We start from the raw sequence: 20,177 nt of genomic DNA on the forward strand, positions 1-20,177 counted from the left end.
AAAAACATACGGATAAAAAGAAATACTCCCTTAATACTAAGGAAGTACCTTCTATATAAATTATTCTCTTTGTTTACTATATATTTTGAAACAATAACTTATATATCTATATATCTATATATCTTATATCTATATACCTACTATCTATATATCTTATATCTATATACCGACTATCTATATACCGACTATCTATATACCTTATATCTATATACCTTATATCTATATACCTTATATCTATGTAATAAAATTACACACCAACGGAATCTAATTACAACTCAATCTATTATTCTTATGAAATTTAATGTATGGTATAAGTAACACTATTTATCCATGGTTGCTACATCTGAATTAGTTTCATTTACTTTTGCTGCCTTACGTCTTCTTATTCTTGGCTTAGCTTTATCCTTGATAACATTTTTAAAGAGTTCTGGTTTAGCAACTCTACTATGTACTATGCTACCGCATTCTGTACAAATCAAATGCTCCACTTTAGAACCAGCATATCCTGATTTTCCAGTCATAACGGCACCTTGAGCACTTTGATATCCCCACCCCATCTCATTACTTCCACAAAATGGGCAACTCTCAATTCTTATCTCAACCATGAAAATACCTCCTTTTTACTATCCCTCAGTTAAGGGCGCATACCATCCACCTTATTGTACTATAGAGTTTCTAGAATGTCCATACAAAACCCCCGAATCCATGATACGTTCTTTTACAGATGCATTGGGATTATTCATATTCTCGTCAATTGAAAGAAAAGTTGAGTAAATAACAAACAGGATTATATCAAAAACCTATCAATGTAAAAAGGATGCTATCTATATAATGAAATCATCACTACTTAGATAGCACCCTTTTCATAATTTAAATATATTTTCCATCTTTGTTATCAAAATAAAGAATATAAATATCTAGTTCTATCTACTTCTATAGTAAAGAGTACTAATATCCAGTTCCCATCACTTCTATAGTAAAGAGTACTAATATCTAGTATTCATCTTCCACGTCATCCTCATCCACATCTTTTTGTTCTTGTCCGTCTAAGATATGCATGGCCCTACGTTTTCTTCTAGCTTCTTCTGAAGCTTCCATTAAATAGTCCTTTATGCTAGAGCTCTTACGTATATGTATTAGCTTAAGCTCTGGGTGGGTCTTATCTCCAGTATAACAGGTAACAGTACCAAGGCAAAAAACTCTTTCCAAAAAACTACGTGTTAGTCTTACATCTTGAACTTTATACATATACGCATCATCCTCAACTATAGTTAAAAAACCACTCTGAATGTTGATTTTATCTGGTCCAATGCGATATGTAACAAAGTGCAATGGTAAACCAAACAACTTTGTACGTTTCTTCTCCTTATAAACTACTTCCATGTTACACTCCCCCACTAACATATACTTGCACTAAAACTTCACTACTTCAGTTTAATGATTGCAGTTTTCTCATCCTTTGAAATTATGAGATTCGCTGCTTTCATCTCTTGTTTTTTAGGCACTTCAAAGATCACGATAGCCTCTTTCGTTTCTTTGCCTCCAATTTCCAAGTCTATATAGCGCAAATCATTTAATATAAATGTTAACTGTGGCTTCAATATCGTACCCATATCGATATCTAACTGATACTGGATCCCTGCATCTGTTAATTGAAGTTTTGTTGCATTCTTCGATGTGTTTTTTACATTGAACTTAATTACCATCAACTGCTTACCCTTGGAAGCATCTAAGGAAAAATACTCATCCGAAAAACTATTTACTATATCATAACCAGTGTATTCTATTGTTAGATTCTTAATCCCAATTACTTCGGTAAAATCCGAATTCGCTTGAATATTAGCTCCTGTTTGATGACCATTTGTATTTCCCTTATTAGAAACTGTACTAGGCTTTTCAGCACTAGGAGTTGGGGTTACGGTTGCTACAGGTATTGGTGTAGGTGATGGTTCAATTAATGCTTGGTCATAAGACCTTTGTTGACTTAATAATACACCCGATAGATATTCCGCAATAATATTATTTTCATTTTCCGTTAGCCGAATTGAGCTGGCACAACCGGTTAATCCAAACATAGAAACTACTGCTAAAGATAGCAATAATCTTTTTTTCAACATATCTCCTCCTATGGAAGTAAATTCTATATTTTTTATCACTCAATTGTTTTTCTCATCATAACACTTTTTTCTGGGTTCGGCAACGAATATCAAAGTTATGATGTAATATCTAATTCAAACCAAAATTCAACACCATTTGAGTGGTTTACAACACCACATTCTTTATTGTGTGCATTCATAATAGCCTTTACGATGGATAAACCGATACCATTTCCACCATATTCTCGTGTTCTTGCTTTATCTACTTTATAGAACTTAATCCATACTTTTTCTAAATCCTCTTCTGGAATTAACTCACCAGTATTAAAAACTGCTACACGAACTACATTCTCCATATGAATCAATTTGATTTCAACTATTTTAGCACCATCTGCATGATTGATCGCATTGCTTACGTAATTCGTCACTACTTCTTCAATCATGTATTCATCTGCCCATACATAACATGGCTGTTTTTCTTCAAAGATTATCCTAATCTCTTTTTGCTTGCATAGGATATCTGTCGATTGAATCACAGAATTAATAAGAGATACAATGTCGAAACGAATAATTTCCGGCTGATTATTACCAAATTCTAATTGATTCAAACTGAGTAGTTTTTTTACCATCTTATTCATCTTCATTGCTTCATCAATAATGACTTCACAATAAAACTCCCTACTCTGTTCATCCTCCGAAATATTATCTTTAAGACCTTCTGCATACCCTTGTATGAGAGCGATTGGTGTTTTTAGTTCATGAGTGACATTTGATAAGAATTCCTTCCTCATCTCGTCAATTTGTACTTTATCTTCAATATCGGATTGTAATTCAATATTCGCAACCTTTAATTCAGAAATTGTTTGCTCTAATTTTTCAGAAAGCATATTAATGCTATTCCCAAGCTGTCCAATTTCATCTTGTGACTTTCCTTCATACTTCGCATTAAAATCTAGGTTTGACATTTTCTTGGCGATGTTTTCTAATACCAAAATAGGTTTCGTGAAACTTCTGCTAATAAAGTACATAACTATCGTACCAACAACAGTTACAAAAATTCCGACATAAGCTAAGAAATTATTGGATATCGCAGAACTCGCCTGAAGATTTTCCATGTTAGTTCGTATGAATACGATAAATCCAGTATCTAATATTCCAATCAAGTCAATATAATTCATCTGCATCAATGCATCATGTTGGATATAAATATCGTATTTATTATCAACGGTTTTAATCCATTTTATTTTATCAATTAATGTATCTGGCGTATTTCCGTATAAGTACGCTTTCATTGATTTCTTTACTCGTTGAGTGTCACGATCAGTTCCATTCGATCGATATACCAATCCTAAATCCATATCTGAGATATATGCACTTGCATTGTTTTTCGAAATCATACTATCCATCATTACTAATTGTTCTTGAGTTAAACCTTTTTGACTGCTTTCATTGAAAGTATTATTAACCTCATAAAATACTGAATCCAAAGATTTTATCTTACTATACTGATAGTAATCAGTTAAAAAGGATTTATTTAATCCCCAGCACAAAAAAATCGTTAATGCCAGCGATATAGTAAGTAAAAATGTTATTTTCAATCGTAAGGAATGTTTCATTATACCACCTCGAATTTATAACCCATACCCCAGATGGTTTTGATATAATCACCCTTATCTCCCATTTTACTGCGAAGTTTTTTCACATGAGTATCAATGGTTCTAGCATCTCCAAAGTAATCATAATTCCATACATTATTTAAAATCTTTTCCCTGGATAAAGCAACTCCTCTATTTGTTATAAAATAGGTTAATAGTTCAAATTCTTTAACGCTAAGCTCAATCGCTAAATCATCTATCTTAACTTCATGCGCTGCCTTATCTATCACAATACCACCAATTTCCATAGTCTCATCCAAAGTTTGTATTGATCGACGTACAATGGCTTCTACACGCGCAACTAAGATTTTTGGACTAAATGGTTTCGAAATATATTCATCAACACCTAATTCAAAACCTAATAATTCATCTTTCTCATCACTTTTTGCAGTAAGCATAATGATTGGGACCTTAGAATATTTACGGATTTCTTTACATACTTGCCATCCGTCCATCTTTGGCATCATCACATCAAGAATAATTAAGGATATATCTTTTTGTTCAAAGAATATATCAACTGCCTGCTCCCCATTCTCTGCTTCTAATACATCATAGTTACTTCGAGAAAGGAAATCCTTTACTAATTTACGCATTCTGCTTTCATCATCTACCACTAAAACTTTTAGGCGTTCCATATTGTCCCTCCACTCTTTTCTACAGCATAACAAATATCTATGTAGAATTTGTGAAAACCTTAAACTTAGTTTTCTTTCTCCTGCAATGCTTTTTCTTTTTCAAGTATAGCATTTTCTCTATCTGTTAATTGCTTCTCCCATGCTGAATACTTATCTCGAATCTTTATCTCAGCATCTGTAAAAGGAGAGTTCTTACTAAGTAATACAGATACGAACATTCCAATTATAATTAAAATTAAAAAAGCATTGATGATACGCAAATTTCTTAGTTTCGCTTGTAATATATCTTTTTTTGCTTCTTTCTGTACCTCAGACGTCTGTTAAAAAGATGTGCTACGTACATAGGAACCTTTTTTCATCTCCGTTGGTACTGTTACAAACACCGGGCTCACCGCTTTATCAGAGAATGCATTCAGTTCTCTTTGTACTTCCCTAAGAAAATTGATTCCGGTCGGAGTAACAAATGATTGCTTTTCGATTAATCCTTCATATAGTTTTTTCAGCTTTTCTCTGTCCTTAAAGTCAGTTCTACCTTTAATATAAGCAATTGATTCAGCCTCCTTCTTGGCTAAGTCCATCTCTTTCACAGTTGCATACCTATATCCATCAAACTCAAACAATCCTTATTCCCCCTTTTTACAAAATGTGAATTATGTTTTTAAAAAGAATTTCTTTATTCAACTTCAGAAATTTTTATATTTTCTATCACAACTGGATTCTTTGGAGTTCCTTGATCGTCAGCTTTCTCGGTATTTGCGATAGCATCTAACACATCAAATCCTTCTATGACTTGTCCAAATACAGTATGTTTCCTGGTTAACCAAGGGGTACCACCATAGGTTATAAATTGATTCAACTCGTTTGAAGATAATTTTACGCCATATGCCTTTTGTACATAATCTATAAAGGATAAATCATAATATTCCTTTGCTAAATCCTTTAAAAGATTGACCTGTTCTGAATCAGCTTGTACAATAAAGAACTGACTACCATTCGTATTCGATCCACTATTTGCCATACAAAGAGCACCACGGAAAGGATATAAATCATTAGAGAATTCGTCTTCGAATGGTTCACCGTAGATACTTTCACCACCAAAACCTGTTCCTAATGGATCACCACCTTGAATCATAAACTCCTCTATGATACGATGAAACGTAACTCCATCATAATACCCATCCTTTGCATGTGTTACAAAGTTCTCTACTGCTTTTGGTGCTTCCTTCCCGAATAATTTTATCTTCATCGTGCCATAATCTTTCACATTAATTTCGGCAATTGTATCACCTTTCTTAACATCTTTAAACTGATATAACTTTTTTGCTTCTTGGGTAAGAGTCGGTTCCTCTACAACACCTTCCTTGCCTGGTTCCTCTTGAGTGATGGAGGATTTACCCTCACTGTTTCCTTTGTTTATTAAACCACATCCCACTAAACTAATCGCTATGGCTCCACATAATATCATAATTCCTAATTTCTTATGCATGGTATTCTCCCTTTATTTTTTTCTTATTTATTTAGTATAATAATGTTTGATTAACGTTAGTTTCATAAGTAATCATACTGTCACCTTTTTACTTTTGTATCGTATCATATTTTTTTGGAAAATACAACGGAAGTAAACAGTTGCTTATTCTATACACTAATGGTAGAATAATTTCCATATGAGTACAAATTAAATAGGATGTACAAAAGCGTTTGGTTACCATTCTAAGAATTCCCTCGATTCCTAGTTTTCATGCTAATATATTTAGAAGGAGTTTTAATCTAGTTAGATGGTTAATCAGAAAGAACTCGAATTTCTTTCTACCACGGAGGTATGGATGTCAAAATTATATTTTAAATACGGTTGCATGAATAGCAGTAAATCAGCGAATCTTCTGATGATACGCCATAATTATGAGGAACAGGGCTTTAATATTTTATTATTAAAACCTTCCATAGATGACCGAGAAGGAAAATCAATTATTAAATCAAGGATTGGAATTGAAGCAGAATGCATTATGGTTAAGCCATTAGATTCTATTAAGGATATTTTTCAAAAAAATCCTGCTGATATTATTATGGTTGATGAAGCTCAATTTCTAACGAAAGATCAAGTCGATGAACTATATGATATTTCTTTTCAAAACAATGTCTTATGTTTCGGTTTGTTGACGGATTTTCAACAACGTCTTTTTGAAGGAAGCCAAAGATTGATTGAGCTTGCTGAGAGTTTACAGGAAATTAAAACTGTTTGTGCCTGTGGTCGTAGAGCAACGATGAATGTTCGCTTTGATGAACATGGTAATGTAATTACTCGTGGCGAACAAGTTGACATAGGAGGAAATGATAAATATAGAGCGATGTGTAAATATTGCTATAATAATCTAACAAAAAAATAAGAGAATGTTAAATTATTATATATATATTCTTAGGTAATCTAATACACCATATTGTTTCTGTAACTATTAGTGTTAGGGTATGCAAATTTTTTGCATCTCTAACACTTTTATTTATGGAAGGAAAAGTTTGCGAGGTTGCTTTTACTTATTTAATTAATATTGTAATCTAGATAATTTTTTACATAAAAAAAGAGAACAAAAAGATATTTACATAATCTTTCTATCCTCATGCTTTAGTGGAGATGACGGGAGTTGAACCCGTGTCCAAAAGCCCTTCCATTGTACTTCTACAAGTTTAGTTGATCTTTTAACATTCCCTACGTCAGACTCGAATCAACACGATTCTGATTTCAGTAGCTTCATGTTACGCCCACATACTCAAAGCTTTGTATGAGTCGTTTCCTACATAGTCGATGCCTGGGTCTTAAAGTATAGGTGCTCTAAGTCAGACAGCTGCCATTAGGCAGCGTATGCTAAATTATCGTTAGCGTTTATATTTATTGTGGATTTAACGCATGCCTACGACTTGCTTCTCCAATTTCAAAACCCCTGTCGAAACCGGTACATCCCCAAATTATTACAGTACCTATTTTGAGGTGTGAGCTTATTATAGTATAGTATTAACTTTTTGTCAATAGATATTAGGCTGTAGTTTTTTTTACAATATTATAATAACAGCTGCAGCTTTTCGTGTTATCGAAGACTGCAGCCGTCACATGTATGAATATACTTTGGGGGCTAAATTAGTTATTGAATATTTCCCTTGTCCATTTATCTGGCATGGAATTCAGGATTTCTTGAGTCAGTTATCATATATACAGCCAACTGAAACATCAAGCGATGAATTTTCCATCCTGCAATATTCTTATTCACCTTATAGGTTACCCGTTTATTATTTACCTCTGCTCTCTCAAAAAACGAATCACTTTGATCTCGAAGAAACAGATTATTAACTCTTTTAATAAATTTCTCTTACTGTGTTACTACTTGCAACATGTTTTTAATTTTATGAAATATGACTAGTCCTTTTCCTGACATGTTTTTTCCTGATATGTTTTTTTCATCTATCTATATAAATTTTATCCCCTCAAGATTTTTATACCATGTTTTTTCTATTGTCCGGAATTGTTTCTAGCTCTTGATCAACATAGGATTCCCCAACACCAGTAAATCTGATAATGTATCGTATGTAATAATGCTACTGTAATTTTGGTATTGTTTTACATTCTATAACAGACATCTTAACATTTCCTCATCATGATGTTTCCTATCTTGCTGTTTCTTATCTCGCTGTAACTAATAGTTAGTAATCAAATGAATGGTAAAGAAAATTGTAACAATTAATATTTTATCATAACTTAACTGGTAAGTTTACAATAAGACCTGCTTGATCGCATAATTGAATTTGATTTGTAGATTTAGTTTCATTTGAAACTGATGCAAAACATAATAAATTACTTGCCAACACAACTACTGATAAAATTACTAATAATTTTTTCCCCATACCCTTCTCCTTATAATATAATTTGATTGATTTATTGATTTCCTTTATGTTATATTGAGTTTAGCATATAATTTTTGCCATGGATATTGACAAGTATGTCACATTGGGGTGATTTAATAATTTCCTTTATGTTTATTTATTTTAGTATATTATTTCTGTCTTGAAAATTGACAAGTATGTCACATTGGGGTGATTTAATGATAACAACTACATTTGGAGCTTTATTAAAAGAAATTAGAAAAACAAATAATATGACACAAGTAGAAACATGTAAAGATATCTGCTCTTTAAGACAATATGTGAGAATTGAAAATAATACTTCAGAACCTTCGATGTACCTAGTTCAGCTGCTTTCCCATCGTTTAAATTATGACCTTATTGCTTATTATAAACTTATATACTGCGATCAAACATTGCAAGCAAATACAATAAAAACTGAAGCAGATGTCTTAATTAAAGGTGGTCAGTATGATGATTTAGAGAAACTTATAAACAGATTTGAAAATTACCCTGAATTTAAAAAGGGTGAAAATCTTCAGTTCATATACTATTATAAGTCGTTATGTGCCCACAGCAAAAAAGATTATAACCAAGCGGTACAGTATTGTATTAATGGATTACATATTGAAGATCCAAGTTTTAGTAAAAATCGATTATATGGTAAAATCAGCTCAAGTATTGGTTTGAATTTATATCATAATCTTGGGTGTTATCTAAATGAATTAGGAAAATTGGATTTATCTATTGATATATGGAATAAGATATTAATCGACATCGAAAAGAAAGTAGCATTAAACTTTTCTTATTATCAATCCTCAATAGAATTTGTAAAACAACTATATTTATCAACTTCCTATAATATGGGTACACAAAAAACTATATTAAAGGAGTATAGAATGGCTCTAAGTTATTTTGATAAAGGAATTGTATTTGCAAATAAGCATAATTGCTCCTATTATTTAACTAATATAGTTAGGCAAAAAATGCGTGTATTATATACACTCAATAGATATGAAGAAGCAAGGGCCTCTTACGACATCTGTATGGGGCTATACTTATTACAGGGAGATACTAAGGAATTAAGAAGCTGTGAGCAAATTATGAAGGAAGATTATCCAGAGTTATTAAAAATAAAAATGTATGACTAGAAACGTTACGAAAAATAAAAGTGCGAATAGAAATTACATAAATAAAAGTACGAATAAAAAAGTAATATATAACAAAAACCGTAAAATCCATGCATGGATTGCACGGTTTTTGTCATATATGTATTAAATCGTTTTCATTACCTCGGCAAAGGTACCTGATACATCACATCATGCACCTCATCTATTATACTCATCAAACTTTCAGTACTAAACGGTTTGGAAACTATATTCGTTATCCCAAGATTGTATGCTTCTCTCATCTTTGATTCATTCACTGTTCCAGATAAAATCGCAACATAAGGCATATCTATTTCCTTCTCCATTAAGTACCGAACAATATCTAAACCATTTTCATGTTCCAATTTTGTTTGAGAATTAGTATTTAAATTCAGATCAAGAAAGATAAGATCTATCTTTTCCTCGTCTAAGATCTTAACTGCCTCTTCATAGGTTCCAGCATCAAACATATATAAATTTCTATACTTGCTTAAACTAGATTTTATACCGATTCGGATAAAAGCTACATCATCAACAATTAATATATTCAAGTCTGCTACCTCATTTCAACATAAATTCATTTTTTTATAAAGCTACTTTTATTAAGATGATATTTATAATACCATAATAACAGAAATACTTAAATAATTCAATTGAGTTTCCTTTATATTTCGCCTTGCAGAACCCAAATGATGAGTGCATATTATTGGGCACTCCTAAAAAGCAGAGCCTACATGTTTTACAATGTTAGGCTCTGCTTCCAAATATCTTACCAGATTATTCAATTAATTCCTCTGGCATTTCATCCTGGCCCAAAATCCATATTAAGCATGGATAAACAGAAGTTGCCTCTGCAATTGCTACAAATGCTGTTACAGCTAATAATAAAAGCTTTGTCATATAAATAACCTCCTTTATTAATTATACATTAATGTACAAGCTCATTTTAGCACCTCTTACATAATTTAACAAGTGCTTTATTGGTTACTTTTAACAATATTATTATATTATATTCTATCATGCTGAACTTTGAAAATCTTGTACGCCATTGGAGTAGTTAGTGATAATATAAGTAACATCGAGAATAAACACATACTATAAATCTCCATCCAAAGAAAACGAATAGAGAAGGTAAGTACCATAGCGATAAAAAATTTAAATTTCAACTCTTTCTTTAGTTCCATCTTACGAATCGGTCTTGCATATGTACCTTGGGGTACATATCGATACCATAAAATAAGATTAATCAACCACAAAATTATCTCTAGTTCGATTGTCAATGGTAATGCTTTGGTTATCACAATGATAGCACATACTAATAGTAAGGAACTGAAAAAACATAGCATATAATTTTTAACATGTATACCGCCAGAGTAACCCCGGTATAACTTAAGGATAATCATTACTAGCACAGCTTCTTTCAAACAATGAAACCAAAAAAATATAAACGCAATTAGAAGCGAATAAATTAAGCTGCGTAGAAAATTTTTTGTTTGGTAAACGGCACGTTTAGCTCTTATGGGTTCATACCCCTTAGTTGTAATTAATAATTGTTCTAAATTATTGTAAGTAAAATGATTCAATTATACAGCCTCCTATAAGCATCATCACAAATTACGTTCCTTAATCCGAAGTACACTAATTATTTATGATAAGTCGTATCTCAAATTCTCCCTCGCCATCAATAATATCGTAATTAATACTTATATTTTTTCTTACCATTTCTTCAATGTTTCTAAGACCAATATGTTTTGATGTTCCGTACTTTAATAACTTACCGTTTTTATCATAGTTCTTGAAATTCTTAGTAGTAAATTCGAATCGATTATCATCAAATATTAGATTGATATAAACCGTCTTGTCTTCAGTGAAGTGTGCAACTTCAATCGCATTATCTACAATAATGTTGATTAGATCCACAAATATTTTGGAATTTATTTTAACATTGCTGCTACCATCATAAATAACCTTTAAGTTCACACCTAATTCCCTAGCATAATCTTGTTTCATACTTAATATTGAGGCTACCACAGTGTTTGGAATATTAATATATTTTAACTTATAATTTATTTTATTTTTTTCATCCCATTCCAGTAAGTCTTTTAAAACTGTTCGGACATCCTCAATTTTAAGTTCTTCACAATTTACAAAGAAGTTCACAGCCTGCATCATATTATTGTAACTATGGCCGAAGTAATTTATATTATCGACAAAATCCTGATGAATCTCGTTTAATTTATTTCTCTCTTCAATTTGACGATTCCTATAGCTTGTGATAATAGATTCATAATAGGTTAATAAAAAAATTGTTGCGGCAAGAAGTATCGTAAAACAGATTAACATAAATGATTCATTACTAATTCCCAATTTATCATAAATTCCTTCTCCCAAAACAGTAAACGTTAGCATAAGAAATAACGTTATACCAAACTTGATGTATTTTACATATCTTTGGGTTCTTTCGCTCTTCGTTTCACAATATCTTATTACTTTCTCATAGATATTATCTTGATTTATCCACATATAATAAGCTGTAATCAACATACCAAGCATATATAATATTTGACAAATATCACGATGAATTTCTATCGATAATGTAATAGATAATAAATAAAGTGAAAAATTAGTAATTAATAGAGCTAAAATCTGTAAGAAAACAATTACGACAGTTATTAAAATTCCGGTAGTTATAGATACCACAAGGTTACGCTGATATAAGCAATAAGTTAAGATAATGATAACAGCTACCGGTATAAATATCATAAGTATTTCACCCATATAAAAAGGTAAATTCATATCCATGTTTAGTTTATAATATGACAAACCAAATGAAACAATTGTAAATCCTGCTAATCGACAAATTCCTTTTTTACGAAATAAAGAGCGTATAAAAAACGCTAGTACTAGACAATCTATTAATAAAAAAATTGTATCATGCAACATATGTAATTCCCACCTATTTTCTAATTCCTTTAACATCTAAATAGATTACACTATTTCTATATTCTACCTTTTTTGATTAATTTTGTCAAAGCAATAACTGACATTTACTAATAAAAATAATAAAAAATAATAAATTCATTTTACCTTATTTTGTAATTGACTTCTCTTCTTTACTATGTTATAGTTAGAGGGTAATATAAATGCGATTTTGATTCACATATTTTTGTAAGTCATTAACATTTAATGATTTACAAAAATATGTGATTTTTTTATGAGCTAATCACTCGTAAGCATTAAGTGCAGTCGCTTTTTAGTTTTAGACAGTAAGGTCACTGTAAAGTTTCTTTATTGTTCAAAAGACAGCAAGCTGTCAAATATTCAATATTTTAGGAGGTATCTTATGAACAAGGGTACAGTAAAATGGTTCAATGCACAGAAGGGCTTTGGTTTCATCACAAATAGCGAGACTGGTGAAGATGTATTCGTACATTTTTCCGGTATTGCATCTGAAGGCTTTAAGTCTTTAGAAGAAGGTCAGAATGTAACTTTCGAGATTACTAAAGGCGCTCGTGGTATGCAGGCAACTAACGTTAGCATTGCATAATCGAATAAAGATTTAAGAAAGAGTCTCCGTCTTCAAGCAATAGCTTGAAGACGGAGACTCTTTCTCTAGGAGAATACACTTCGTATTTGAACCTGAAGTGTGAGTGATCATCCTTCGCATAAAAAAAGAGCAAACCATAACTTGGGTTGCTCTTTTTTTTATGACAAGGAAAGTTCGTGAAACATACTTTCACTTGTCATGAAATATTGTTAAGCTAAAAGTTATAAACTTCTTACTACACAATTTTGATTCACATTATTCTTGCATTGCTGCAACAATCGCAGGAATCAACTGTTTCTTTCTTGATACCACACCATCTAACTTATACCCATTGGAGACTTCCTTAACATGAAAAGCGTTCTCAACTACTTGATTTGCCATGGAACCAACACAGAGTAATTCCGTTGATTCACGTATAATATTTGTTAACATAAAGAATATCATATCTACTCCATGCTCTTCTCTTGCCTTCTCAAGATATGGATATAAACGATCCTTGATTTCTGAAAGTTCTAAAGCATTTAAAGAGTTAATTTGTCCTACACCAAAGGTTGTATCTCCTACAGAGAAATCTTTATAGTCTTGATAGAAAATTTCATCTGCTGATTTTGATTTTAAATTACTTCCTGCTTCAAATATCTCTCCTGCAAATTCTGTTACATCAACTCCCGCAATCTTTGCAAGATGTTCTGCTGCCTCTATATCAAACTTAGTACAAGTTGGTGAACGATACATTAATGTATCCGAAATAATAGCTGCACATAGAAGTCCTGCAATCGATGGTTCTATCTCAACACGATTTTCGCAGTACATCAGATAAACAATCGTTGCTGTACAGCCAAGTGGTTGATTACGGAAAAATACTGGTTTCATTGTCTCAATGGTACCTAGACGATGATGATCAATGATTTCTAAGATTTCTGCATCTTCAATTCCGTCCACTGCCTGGTCTTTCTCATTATGATCCACCATAATCACTTGTTTTCTTTCCATATTCAATAAGTTACGTCTAGAAATCATTCCACGATAAATTCCTTTATGATCAAGAATAGGGAAATCTCGATTTCTTTGTTTTGCCATTACGTTCTTTATCTCATCAACGTAAGCATCCGTACGGAAGGTGATTAAATTATCTTGAATCATAAATTGACTGATTGGCATACTCTGGTTCATTAATCTTGCAACTGTATACGTATCATGTGGTGTACTTATAATCGTACAGCCTCTTTCCTTTGCCAGTTTCATGATAGTCATAGAAACTTTAGCACCTTCACATACTACAATACAACCTGCTTTCATCTCAATTGCACAAAGCTGAGATTCATAACGATTTCCTAGAATAACTAAATCATTCTCTTCTATATAATCTTCCATTAAGTCTGGATTTGCAGCGGCAATTAATACCTTTCCTTGTTCAAAGATTGTATGCTCGTCACCAACCAAAAGAGTACCTTCCAGCGTTTCTAAGATGTTAATGTAAGGAGTCTTTGCTTCTGCTAGAATACGATTATCATATACTTCCATATAAGATGTAGTGATGTCACCAGTCGTAATAATACCCTTTAATTTTCCTTTTTCCGTAATTGGTAGAGTTGCAACATTATTTTTCCTCATTAAACTCCATGCTTTTTTTAAGGATAAGGTATCGTCAACTCCTTCTGTTTCTCTTATCTCAATATCACGTACTTGTGTCTTAACATCAGCAACATATTCTGGTGGTGTTATTTTAAATCGTTCCAGAATATATTGAGTTTCCGAGTTAATCTGTCCTGCACGTTTTGCTACATAGTCATTACCTGTTAATTTACGTTTTAATGCTGCATAAGAGATTGCAGAACAGATGGAATCTGTATCTGGATTCTTATGGCCAATTACTATTACTTTTTTCGCATTTGTTATCATACATATCCTCCTGCTAGAGATTCTTTACCTTAAAGTCTTTCTCCGCTTCTCTTTTCTGATCTTTCTTTGCAATATCCTGTCGCTTGTCATAGAGCTTCTTACCCCTAGCTACTCCGATTTCCATCTTTACTAGACTATCTTTTAGATAAATCGTTAACGGAACCAAAGTATATCCTTTTTGCTGGATCTGACCAACAATTTTATTTATCTGAAATTTATGAAGTAATAACTTTTTAACACGCAATGGATCTTTGTTAAATATATTTCCTTTTTCATATGGGCTTATATGCATGTTATAAACATAAACTTCCCCATTTTCAATACGCATAAAGGATTCTTTAATACTGCATTTTCCCATACGTAGGGATTTTACTTCGGTGCCGTGTAATACGACACCAGCTTCATACGTTTCCTCTATGAAATAGTCGAATCTGGCTTTTTTATTATTTGCAATTAGCTTAATACCTTCTTTTGCCATGTCCTATTCCCCCTGATTCTTTTTATTCTTCGATGCGATTTGCCCTACCTACGATAGAAAAATTAATCGTCCGCATCAGTTTGTCAGTATCCTCAACTCGGATAACGACAGCCTCTCCTAATTTATAGATTTTCTTGGTATGCTCTCCTGTTAACAAATAATGTTCTTCATCATAAATATAATAATCATCATGCATATCTGCAAGTCGAATCATACCTTCTACTGTATTCGGAAGTTCCACATACATACCCCAAGAAGTAACTCCTGAGATTACTCCTTCAAAGGTTTGCCCAATAAATTGGCTCATATACTCAACTTTCTTGAGTTTTTCTACTTCTCTTTCAGACTCATCTGCCCTACGTTCTGCTAAACTTGATTGCCTAGCTACCTCATTTAATATGCTCTCATAATGATTGATTCGTTTTTCCTTTAAACCTCCACGTAAGTTTTCCTTTATAATTCTATGAATCTGAAGGTCTGGATAACGTCTGATTGGAGAAGTAAAATGAGAATAGTATTTGGTAGACAAACCAAAATGTCCATCACAAGTCGTGGTGTACTTTGCCTGCTTCATACTACGAAGTGTCAATCTACTAATTAATGCTTCCTCAGGCTTACCATCAATCTTAATTAGTAGTTTCTGCAATTCCTTTGGATGAATTTCATCCTGCCCGATTCTCATGGTATATCCAAAATTATTGATAAATACACTAAGCTTCTGTATCTTTTCTAAGTCTGGGTTCTCATGAGTACGATAGACAAACGGTAACTCTTGCCAGAAGAAATCTTCTGCAACAGTTTCATTGGCAATTAACATAAAATCTTCAATAATCTTCGTTGCTTTATTTCTTTCATATGGCTTGATATCTGTAGGTCTACCATCAGAATCTAATATAATCTTACTTTCCGGAAAATCAAAGTCAATGGAACCGCGCTTTCTACGCTTTTCACGAAGTATATCTGCTAATTCTAACATTAATTCAAACATTGGAACAAGTTCTTTATACTCTTCTATCTCTGCTTCGTCATGATCCTCTATGATCTTTTTCACAGAAGTATAGGTCATTCTTCGATCAACATTAATCACCGTTTCTGCAATTCGATGACCAACCACATTTCCTTTTTCATCTATCTCCATCATACAGGATAATGCAAGACGGTCACTGCCCGCATTTAAGGAACATATACCATTCGATAATTTGTGAGGAAGCATTGGAATTACTCTATCTACTAAATATACACTGGTTCCTCTCTTTAATGCTTCCTTATCAAGTGGAGAATCTTCTGTAACATAGTTACTAACGTCTGCAATGTGAACACCTAATTGATAGATATCACCTTTCTTAGATAATGTGATTGCATCGTCTAAGTCCTTAGCATCTTCGCCGTCTATGGTTACTGTTTGTAGATTTCTTAGATCTACTCTTCCGCCAATATCTGCACTGCTTACTTCTTCCCCAATACGTTCTACCTGTTTCATTACTTCGTCTGGAAATTCTGTTGGCAATCCATTTTCTAATATTACCGATACAACATCAACACCAGGGTCGTTGATATGACCAATAATTTTTATAATCTTACCCTCAGGATTTTTTGTTTCGCTACCGTAATCCGTTAGCTGTACTAATACCTTATGGCCATTTACTGCGCCTTTGGTATGTTCCTTAGGAATAAAAACATCACTATTAAACTTTGTATTGTCAGCAATAACAAATCCAAAGTTCTTGCTTTTTTGGAAGGTTCCAACAAGTTCAGTTACGTTTCTCTCTAGGATACTGATAACCGCTCCCTCTCTTCGTCTTCCACTTTGTTCTTCAAAGATCGCTATCTGTACACGGTCTTTATTCAATGCACCTTTGGTTTCGCTTTCTGGGATAAAGATATCTTCTTCATTTTCTTCCCCCTCTATTTTAACAAATCCAAAGCCTCTTGTGGTACCAGAAAATATTCCCGTTTTTATATTACCATTCGTTTCTTTATATCTTCCATTCCCATCTAGCATAATCTTCCCATCAGATATCAGAGAATCCATAACTATTTTTAAATCATCTCTCTCATCCTTTGGAACTTGAAGTAAACTTGAAAGTTCTCGAAACTTCATTGGACGATAAGATCTGTCTGTTATTACTTGAAGCAATAACTCTTTTTTATTATTTAATATTTCTTTTTCCATTCTAACTCCCATCTATGTGCTTTAGCACACATATAAATCAAGATGTTTAAACTCCTTTTCGTTTTACACTGTTACAGAACTTATTTTTTGTATCATAAGTAATGATATAATAAAATCACTAACTAATGAGAAGCTATATTATCGGAACCAGTAACGTATTCCGATAATCGGATTTACGGTGCAAAGAACGCACCTTTTTCTAGAATCTGGTTTATCAGAATCAGCTTCGCATCTTCTCATAAGTTATATTAATTCTTGTTTCTTTTATTATTCGTTTTATGTAGCTTTATTATAATCAAAATCAACAGAAACTTAATTCTTCTGAATTAAAATACGTGATTTAAATAATTTCTTTTACCTTTTCAAAATATACTCTATTTTGGGCTCTTCCATTATAACATGACATGTGCTATAGCAAAAGAAAAAAGTGAAAAGTATAACTATAACCTAAAAAAACGAGAACAAATGGAACTCCACCTGGAAGCTAACATGCTTCTCTTTGGAATCATCCACTTATTCTCGCTTTACATTTTACTTATGTGCAATCAATTTTCTACAATCCCCAATTCATATTGAGAACTATAGAAATAACGATGAAAAGTGCTCCTAAAAGCTTTGTAATCTTAACAAGCGCGCCTTCCATGGAACGTCCTTTGTTCTTTCCCCAATAAGTATCTGCAACGCCGTTGATTGAACCAGAAAGTCCTGCAGACTTACCTTCTTGCATTAATACAACAACTACTAATCCTAAACAGATGAGAACGTATAAAACTGTAACTATCGCTCTTAATATTTCCATCAATAACACCTCCTAAAAGTCACACTGAATATTTTACCACAATCGCGGAAATAAGACAAGTAGTAACTGATTTTGGAATTTATTTTTTGATTAATAAAGATTTTCCAGTCATTTCTTTTGGTTGTTCCATCTTCATCATTTCAATTAAGGTTGGAATGATATCAGCTAAACAGCCACCTTCTCTTAAAGTATAGGAATCATCGTAGTTTATTAAAATAAATGGAACTGGATTTGTAGTATGAGCTGTAAATGGCTCTCCATTTGTATAGTCTACTAACTGCTCTGCATTTCCATGATCTGCGCAGATAAACATCTGTCCATCAACAGAAAGAAGTGCATCATAAGCCCTACCTACACACGCATCCACTGCTTCTACTGCCTTGATCGCTGCATCAGAGATTCCAGTATGACCAACCATATCTGGGTTAGCAAAGTTAACGATGATCACATCGTATTTTAGTGATGTGATTGCTTCTACTAACTTATCCGCTACTGCATTCGCACTCATCTCTGGCTGAAGATCATAAGTTGCAACTTTGGGAGAATTCACTAGGATACGATCCTCTCCTTCATTTGGTGCTTCCACACCACCGTTAAAGAAGAATGTAACGTGAGCATATTTCTCTGTCTCAGCAATTCTAGCCTGAGTCTTTCCATGTTCAGCAAGGTATTCTCCAAATGTATTTGTAATTGAAACCTTTTCAAATGCTACGCTCTTATTAGGGATTGTAACATCATACTCTGAGAAACAAACATAAGTAAGAGGTAATCTTCCGCTCTTACGAACAAAGCCGTCAAAATCATCTGTACAGAATGCTCTTGTAATTTCTCTTGCACGGTCAGGACGGAAGTTAAAGAAGATTATAGAATCATTTGCTTTAATAGGAGCAATTGCCTTACCATCCTTAACTACTACAGTAGGTAAAACGAACTCGTCATTCACGCCTTCTGCATAAGAAGCAGCTACTGCCTCTACTGCATTCGCAGCTTCTACACCCTCGCCATCCACTAAAGCAGCATATGCTTTTTCTACACGGTCCCAACGATTGTCACGGTCCATAACATAGTAACGTCCAGTTACAGATGCAATACGACCTACTCCTAGCTCTGCCATTTTAGCTTCTAAAGCTTCCATAAAGCTCTTACCAGAGGTTGGAGCAGTATCTCTACCATCTAAAAATGCATGTACATAAACATTCTCTAAGCCATGTCTCTTCGCAAGCTCTAATAATCCATAAAGATGTGTAATATGACTATGAACACCACCATCCGATAATAATCCGAATAAATGAAGTGCTGTATTATTCTTTTTACAATTCTCTACTGCTTTTATTAACTGAGTATTTTCAAAGAAATCACCATCTTGAATTTCTTTTGTTATACGGGTTAACTCCTGATATACAATTCTTCCGGCACCCATATTAAGATGTCCAACTTCAGAGTTTCCCATCTGTCCCTCTGGAAGACCAACTGCCATCCCAGAAGCATTACCTTTTACAAATGGATAATCTTTCATCAATTTATCAAGAACAGGCTTTTTGGCTAATGCTATTGCATTACCTTCTGTCTTCTCGTTTAATCCATATCCATCAAGTATCATAAGTACGGTCGGTTTTTTGCTCATAATTTATTCTCCTTTTGTTCATTAGAATTATGTCAAAACTTCAAACGGTCAAGTATTTCCGATGTAGTGCTCTTTTCATTTGTTAAAATTTTAGCAAATGCACCACTTCATTCTTTACTATCATAACATGAATTATTCATTAGTCAAGAGGATTTCTATGTCCGCTATTCCTCCTATGTCCATTATTCCTTCTATGTCCGTTATTCCTTCCGACGTTTCTAATTATCGTGATGGT

General features: G+C 32.9%; 20 protein-coding genes and 1 other RNA gene. 3 read left to right on the forward strand and 18 right to left on the reverse strand.

Going from position 1 to position 20,177, the window contains the following annotated elements:
* Window positions 1-320 precede the first annotated feature (320 nt).
* The 7 genes from CPHY_RS14765 to CPHY_RS14800 all read right to left on the reverse strand — a co-directional run bounded on the left by CPHY_RS14765 (window position 321) and on the right by CPHY_RS14800 (window position 5,872).
* Window positions 321-605, reverse strand: coding sequence for a hypothetical protein (locus tag CPHY_RS14765; protein ID WP_012200862.1), 285 nt, complete (start codon window positions 603-605; stop codon window positions 321-323).
* A gap of 388 nt (window positions 606-993) precedes the next feature.
* Entirely contained in the window at window positions 994-1,383 is a 390-nt protein-coding gene (locus CPHY_RS14770; RefSeq protein ID WP_012200863.1) for a PH domain-containing protein, read from the reverse strand.
* A gap of 41 nt (window positions 1,384-1,424) precedes the next feature.
* The gene (locus tag CPHY_RS14775; protein ID WP_012200864.1) at window positions 1,425-2,117 is read right to left on the reverse strand and encodes a hypothetical protein; all 693 of its coding nucleotides are present in this window, start codon (window positions 2,115-2,117) and stop codon (window positions 1,425-1,427) included.
* A 95-nt stretch (window positions 2,118-2,212) separates the two neighbouring features.
* Window positions 2,213-3,712 carry a sensor histidine kinase gene (locus tag CPHY_RS14780; protein WP_012200865.1) on the reverse strand — a complete coding sequence of 500 codons (1,500 nt, stop codon included), beginning with the start codon at window positions 3,710-3,712 and terminating at the stop codon, window positions 2,213-2,215.
* On the reverse strand, window positions 3,712-4,386 hold the full coding sequence (locus CPHY_RS14785) for a response regulator transcription factor (RefSeq protein ID WP_012200866.1): 675 nt from the start codon (window positions 4,384-4,386) through the stop codon (window positions 3,712-3,714). Before CPHY_RS14785 ends, CPHY_RS14780 begins: the two co-directional genes overlap by 1 nt.
* Before the next feature lie 320 nt (window positions 4,387-4,706).
* The gene (locus CPHY_RS14795) at window positions 4,707-5,006 is read right to left on the reverse strand and encodes a hypothetical protein (RefSeq protein ID WP_012200867.1); all 300 of its coding nucleotides are present in this window, start codon (window positions 5,004-5,006) and stop codon (window positions 4,707-4,709) included.
* A 53-nt stretch (window positions 5,007-5,059) separates the two neighbouring features.
* The gene (locus tag CPHY_RS14800) at window positions 5,060-5,872 is read right to left on the reverse strand and encodes a peptidylprolyl isomerase (RefSeq protein WP_012200868.1); all 813 of its coding nucleotides are present in this window, start codon (window positions 5,870-5,872) and stop codon (window positions 5,060-5,062) included.
* 337 nt (window positions 5,873-6,209) lie between these two features.
* Between CPHY_RS14800 and CPHY_RS14805 the strand changes: the two genes are divergently transcribed.
* Window positions 6,210-6,770, forward strand: a complete 561-nt coding sequence (locus CPHY_RS14805) for a thymidine kinase (protein WP_012200869.1) — start codon at window positions 6,210-6,212, stop codon at window positions 6,768-6,770.
* 234 nt (window positions 6,771-7,004) lie between these two features.
* On the opposite strand, the gene ssrA is transcribed toward CPHY_RS14805, so the two are convergent.
* Window positions 7,005-7,341, reverse strand: a transfer-messenger RNA (tmRNA) gene (ssrA, locus tag CPHY_RS21340).
* A gap of 780 nt (window positions 7,342-8,121) precedes the next feature.
* Window positions 8,122-8,274 carry a hypothetical protein gene (locus CPHY_RS21795; protein ID WP_157668730.1) on the reverse strand — a complete coding sequence of 51 codons (153 nt, stop codon included), beginning with the start codon at window positions 8,272-8,274 and terminating at the stop codon, window positions 8,122-8,124.
* 197 nt (window positions 8,275-8,471) lie between these two features.
* Between CPHY_RS21795 and CPHY_RS14810 the strand changes: the two genes are divergently transcribed.
* Window positions 8,472-9,422: a helix-turn-helix domain-containing protein gene (locus CPHY_RS14810; RefSeq protein WP_012200870.1), complete on the forward strand. Its 951-nt coding sequence runs from the start codon at window positions 8,472-8,474 to the stop codon at window positions 9,420-9,422.
* Between the two features lie 137 nt (window positions 9,423-9,559).
* Here the strand turns inward: CPHY_RS14810 and CPHY_RS14815 are convergent, their stop codons facing one another.
* The 4 genes from CPHY_RS14815 to CPHY_RS14825 all read right to left on the reverse strand — a co-directional run bounded on the left by CPHY_RS14815 (window position 9,560) and on the right by CPHY_RS14825 (window position 12,362).
* On the reverse strand, window positions 9,560-9,970 hold the full coding sequence (locus CPHY_RS14815; protein WP_012200871.1) for a response regulator: 411 nt from the start codon (window positions 9,968-9,970) through the stop codon (window positions 9,560-9,562).
* 226 nt (window positions 9,971-10,196) lie between these two features.
* Complete coding sequence (locus CPHY_RS21800; protein ID WP_157668731.1) at window positions 10,197-10,319, reverse strand: AgrD family cyclic lactone autoinducer peptide; 123 nt, start codon at window positions 10,317-10,319, stop codon at window positions 10,197-10,199.
* 107 nt (window positions 10,320-10,426) lie between these two features.
* On the reverse strand, window positions 10,427-11,002 hold the full coding sequence (locus CPHY_RS14820; protein WP_041703713.1) for an accessory gene regulator ArgB-like protein: 576 nt from the start codon (window positions 11,000-11,002) through the stop codon (window positions 10,427-10,429).
* 55 nt (window positions 11,003-11,057) lie between these two features.
* Window positions 11,058-12,362 (reverse strand): ATP-binding protein, encoded by a 1,305-nt coding sequence (locus CPHY_RS14825; protein WP_012200873.1) that lies wholly within the window; start codon window positions 12,360-12,362, stop codon window positions 11,058-11,060.
* Between the two features lie 400 nt (window positions 12,363-12,762).
* Between CPHY_RS14825 and CPHY_RS14830 the strand changes: the two genes are divergently transcribed.
* Entirely contained in the window at window positions 12,763-12,966 is a 204-nt protein-coding gene (locus CPHY_RS14830; RefSeq protein ID WP_012200874.1) for a cold-shock protein, read from the forward strand.
* Window positions 12,967-13,221: 255 nt separating this feature from the next.
* Here the strand turns inward: CPHY_RS14830 and CPHY_RS14835 are convergent, their stop codons facing one another.
* The 5 genes from CPHY_RS14835 to gpmI form a co-directional block, all read right to left on the reverse strand.
* Window positions 13,222-14,868, reverse strand: coding sequence for a putative manganese-dependent inorganic diphosphatase (locus CPHY_RS14835; RefSeq protein ID WP_012200875.1), 1,647 nt, complete (start codon window positions 14,866-14,868; stop codon window positions 13,222-13,224).
* Between the two features lie 13 nt (window positions 14,869-14,881).
* Window positions 14,882-15,346, reverse strand: coding sequence for an SsrA-binding protein SmpB (gene smpB / locus CPHY_RS14840; protein ID WP_012200876.1), 465 nt, complete (start codon window positions 15,344-15,346; stop codon window positions 14,882-14,884).
* 22 nt (window positions 15,347-15,368) lie between these two features.
* Window positions 15,369-17,519 (reverse strand): ribonuclease R, encoded by a 2,151-nt coding sequence (gene rnr, locus CPHY_RS14845; RefSeq protein ID WP_012200877.1) that lies wholly within the window; start codon window positions 17,517-17,519, stop codon window positions 15,369-15,371.
* A 553-nt stretch (window positions 17,520-18,072) separates the two neighbouring features.
* On the reverse strand, window positions 18,073-18,318 hold the full coding sequence (gene secG / locus CPHY_RS14850; protein ID WP_012200878.1) for a preprotein translocase subunit SecG: 246 nt from the start codon (window positions 18,316-18,318) through the stop codon (window positions 18,073-18,075).
* Between the two features lie 79 nt (window positions 18,319-18,397).
* Window positions 18,398-19,942 carry a 2,3-bisphosphoglycerate-independent phosphoglycerate mutase gene (gene gpmI / locus CPHY_RS14855; protein WP_012200879.1) on the reverse strand — a complete coding sequence of 515 codons (1,545 nt, stop codon included), beginning with the start codon at window positions 19,940-19,942 and terminating at the stop codon, window positions 18,398-18,400.
* Window positions 19,943-20,177: the final 235 nt, after the last annotated feature.

The sequence above is a fragment of the Lachnoclostridium phytofermentans ISDg genome (assembly GCF_000018685.1).
GTDB lineage: Bacteria > Bacillota > Clostridia > Lachnospirales > Lachnospiraceae > Lachnoclostridium > Lachnoclostridium phytofermentans.

Coding starts and splice junctions, on each gene's coding strand:
- CPHY_RS14785 (WP_012200866.1), bottom strand. CDS start 4,386: ATGGAACGCCTAAAAGTTTTAGTGGTAGATGATGAAAGCAGAATGCGT.
- gpmI (WP_012200879.1), bottom strand. CDS start 19,942: ATGAGCAAAAAACCGACCGTACTTATGATACTTGATGGATATGGATTA.
- secG (WP_012200878.1), bottom strand. CDS start 18,318: ATGGAAATATTAAGAGCGATAGTTACAGTTTTATACGTTCTCATCTGT.
- CPHY_RS14825 (WP_012200873.1), bottom strand. CDS start 12,362: ATGTTGCATGATACAATTTTTTTATTAATAGATTGTCTAGTACTAGCG.
- CPHY_RS14835 (WP_012200875.1), bottom strand. CDS start 14,868: ATGATAACAAATGCGAAAAAAGTAATAGTAATTGGCCATAAGAATCCA.
- CPHY_RS14830 (WP_012200874.1), top strand. CDS start 12,763: ATGAACAAGGGTACAGTAAAATGGTTCAATGCACAGAAGGGCTTTGGT.
- CPHY_RS14770 (WP_012200863.1), bottom strand. CDS start 1,383: ATGGAAGTAGTTTATAAGGAGAAGAAACGTACAAAGTTGTTTGGTTTA.
- rnr (WP_012200877.1), bottom strand. CDS start 17,519: ATGGAAAAAGAAATATTAAATAATAAAAAAGAGTTATTGCTTCAAGTA.
- CPHY_RS14765 (WP_012200862.1), bottom strand. CDS start 605: ATGGTTGAGATAAGAATTGAGAGTTGCCCATTTTGTGGAAGTAATGAG.
- CPHY_RS21800 (WP_157668731.1), bottom strand. CDS start 10,319: ATGACAAAGCTTTTATTATTAGCTGTAACAGCATTTGTAGCAATTGCA.
- smpB (WP_012200876.1), bottom strand. CDS start 15,346: ATGGCAAAAGAAGGTATTAAGCTAATTGCAAATAATAAAAAAGCCAGA.
- CPHY_RS14780 (WP_012200865.1), bottom strand. CDS start 3,712: ATGAAACATTCCTTACGATTGAAAATAACATTTTTACTTACTATATCG.
- CPHY_RS21795 (WP_157668730.1), bottom strand. CDS start 8,274: ATGGGGAAAAAATTATTAGTAATTTTATCAGTAGTTGTGTTGGCAAGT.
- CPHY_RS14775 (WP_012200864.1), bottom strand. CDS start 2,117: ATGTTGAAAAAAAGATTATTGCTATCTTTAGCAGTAGTTTCTATGTTT.
- CPHY_RS14810 (WP_012200870.1), top strand. CDS start 8,472: ATGATAACAACTACATTTGGAGCTTTATTAAAAGAAATTAGAAAAACA.
- CPHY_RS14800 (WP_012200868.1), bottom strand. CDS start 5,872: ATGCATAAGAAATTAGGAATTATGATATTATGTGGAGCCATAGCGATT.
- CPHY_RS14805 (WP_012200869.1), top strand. CDS start 6,210: ATGTCAAAATTATATTTTAAATACGGTTGCATGAATAGCAGTAAATCA.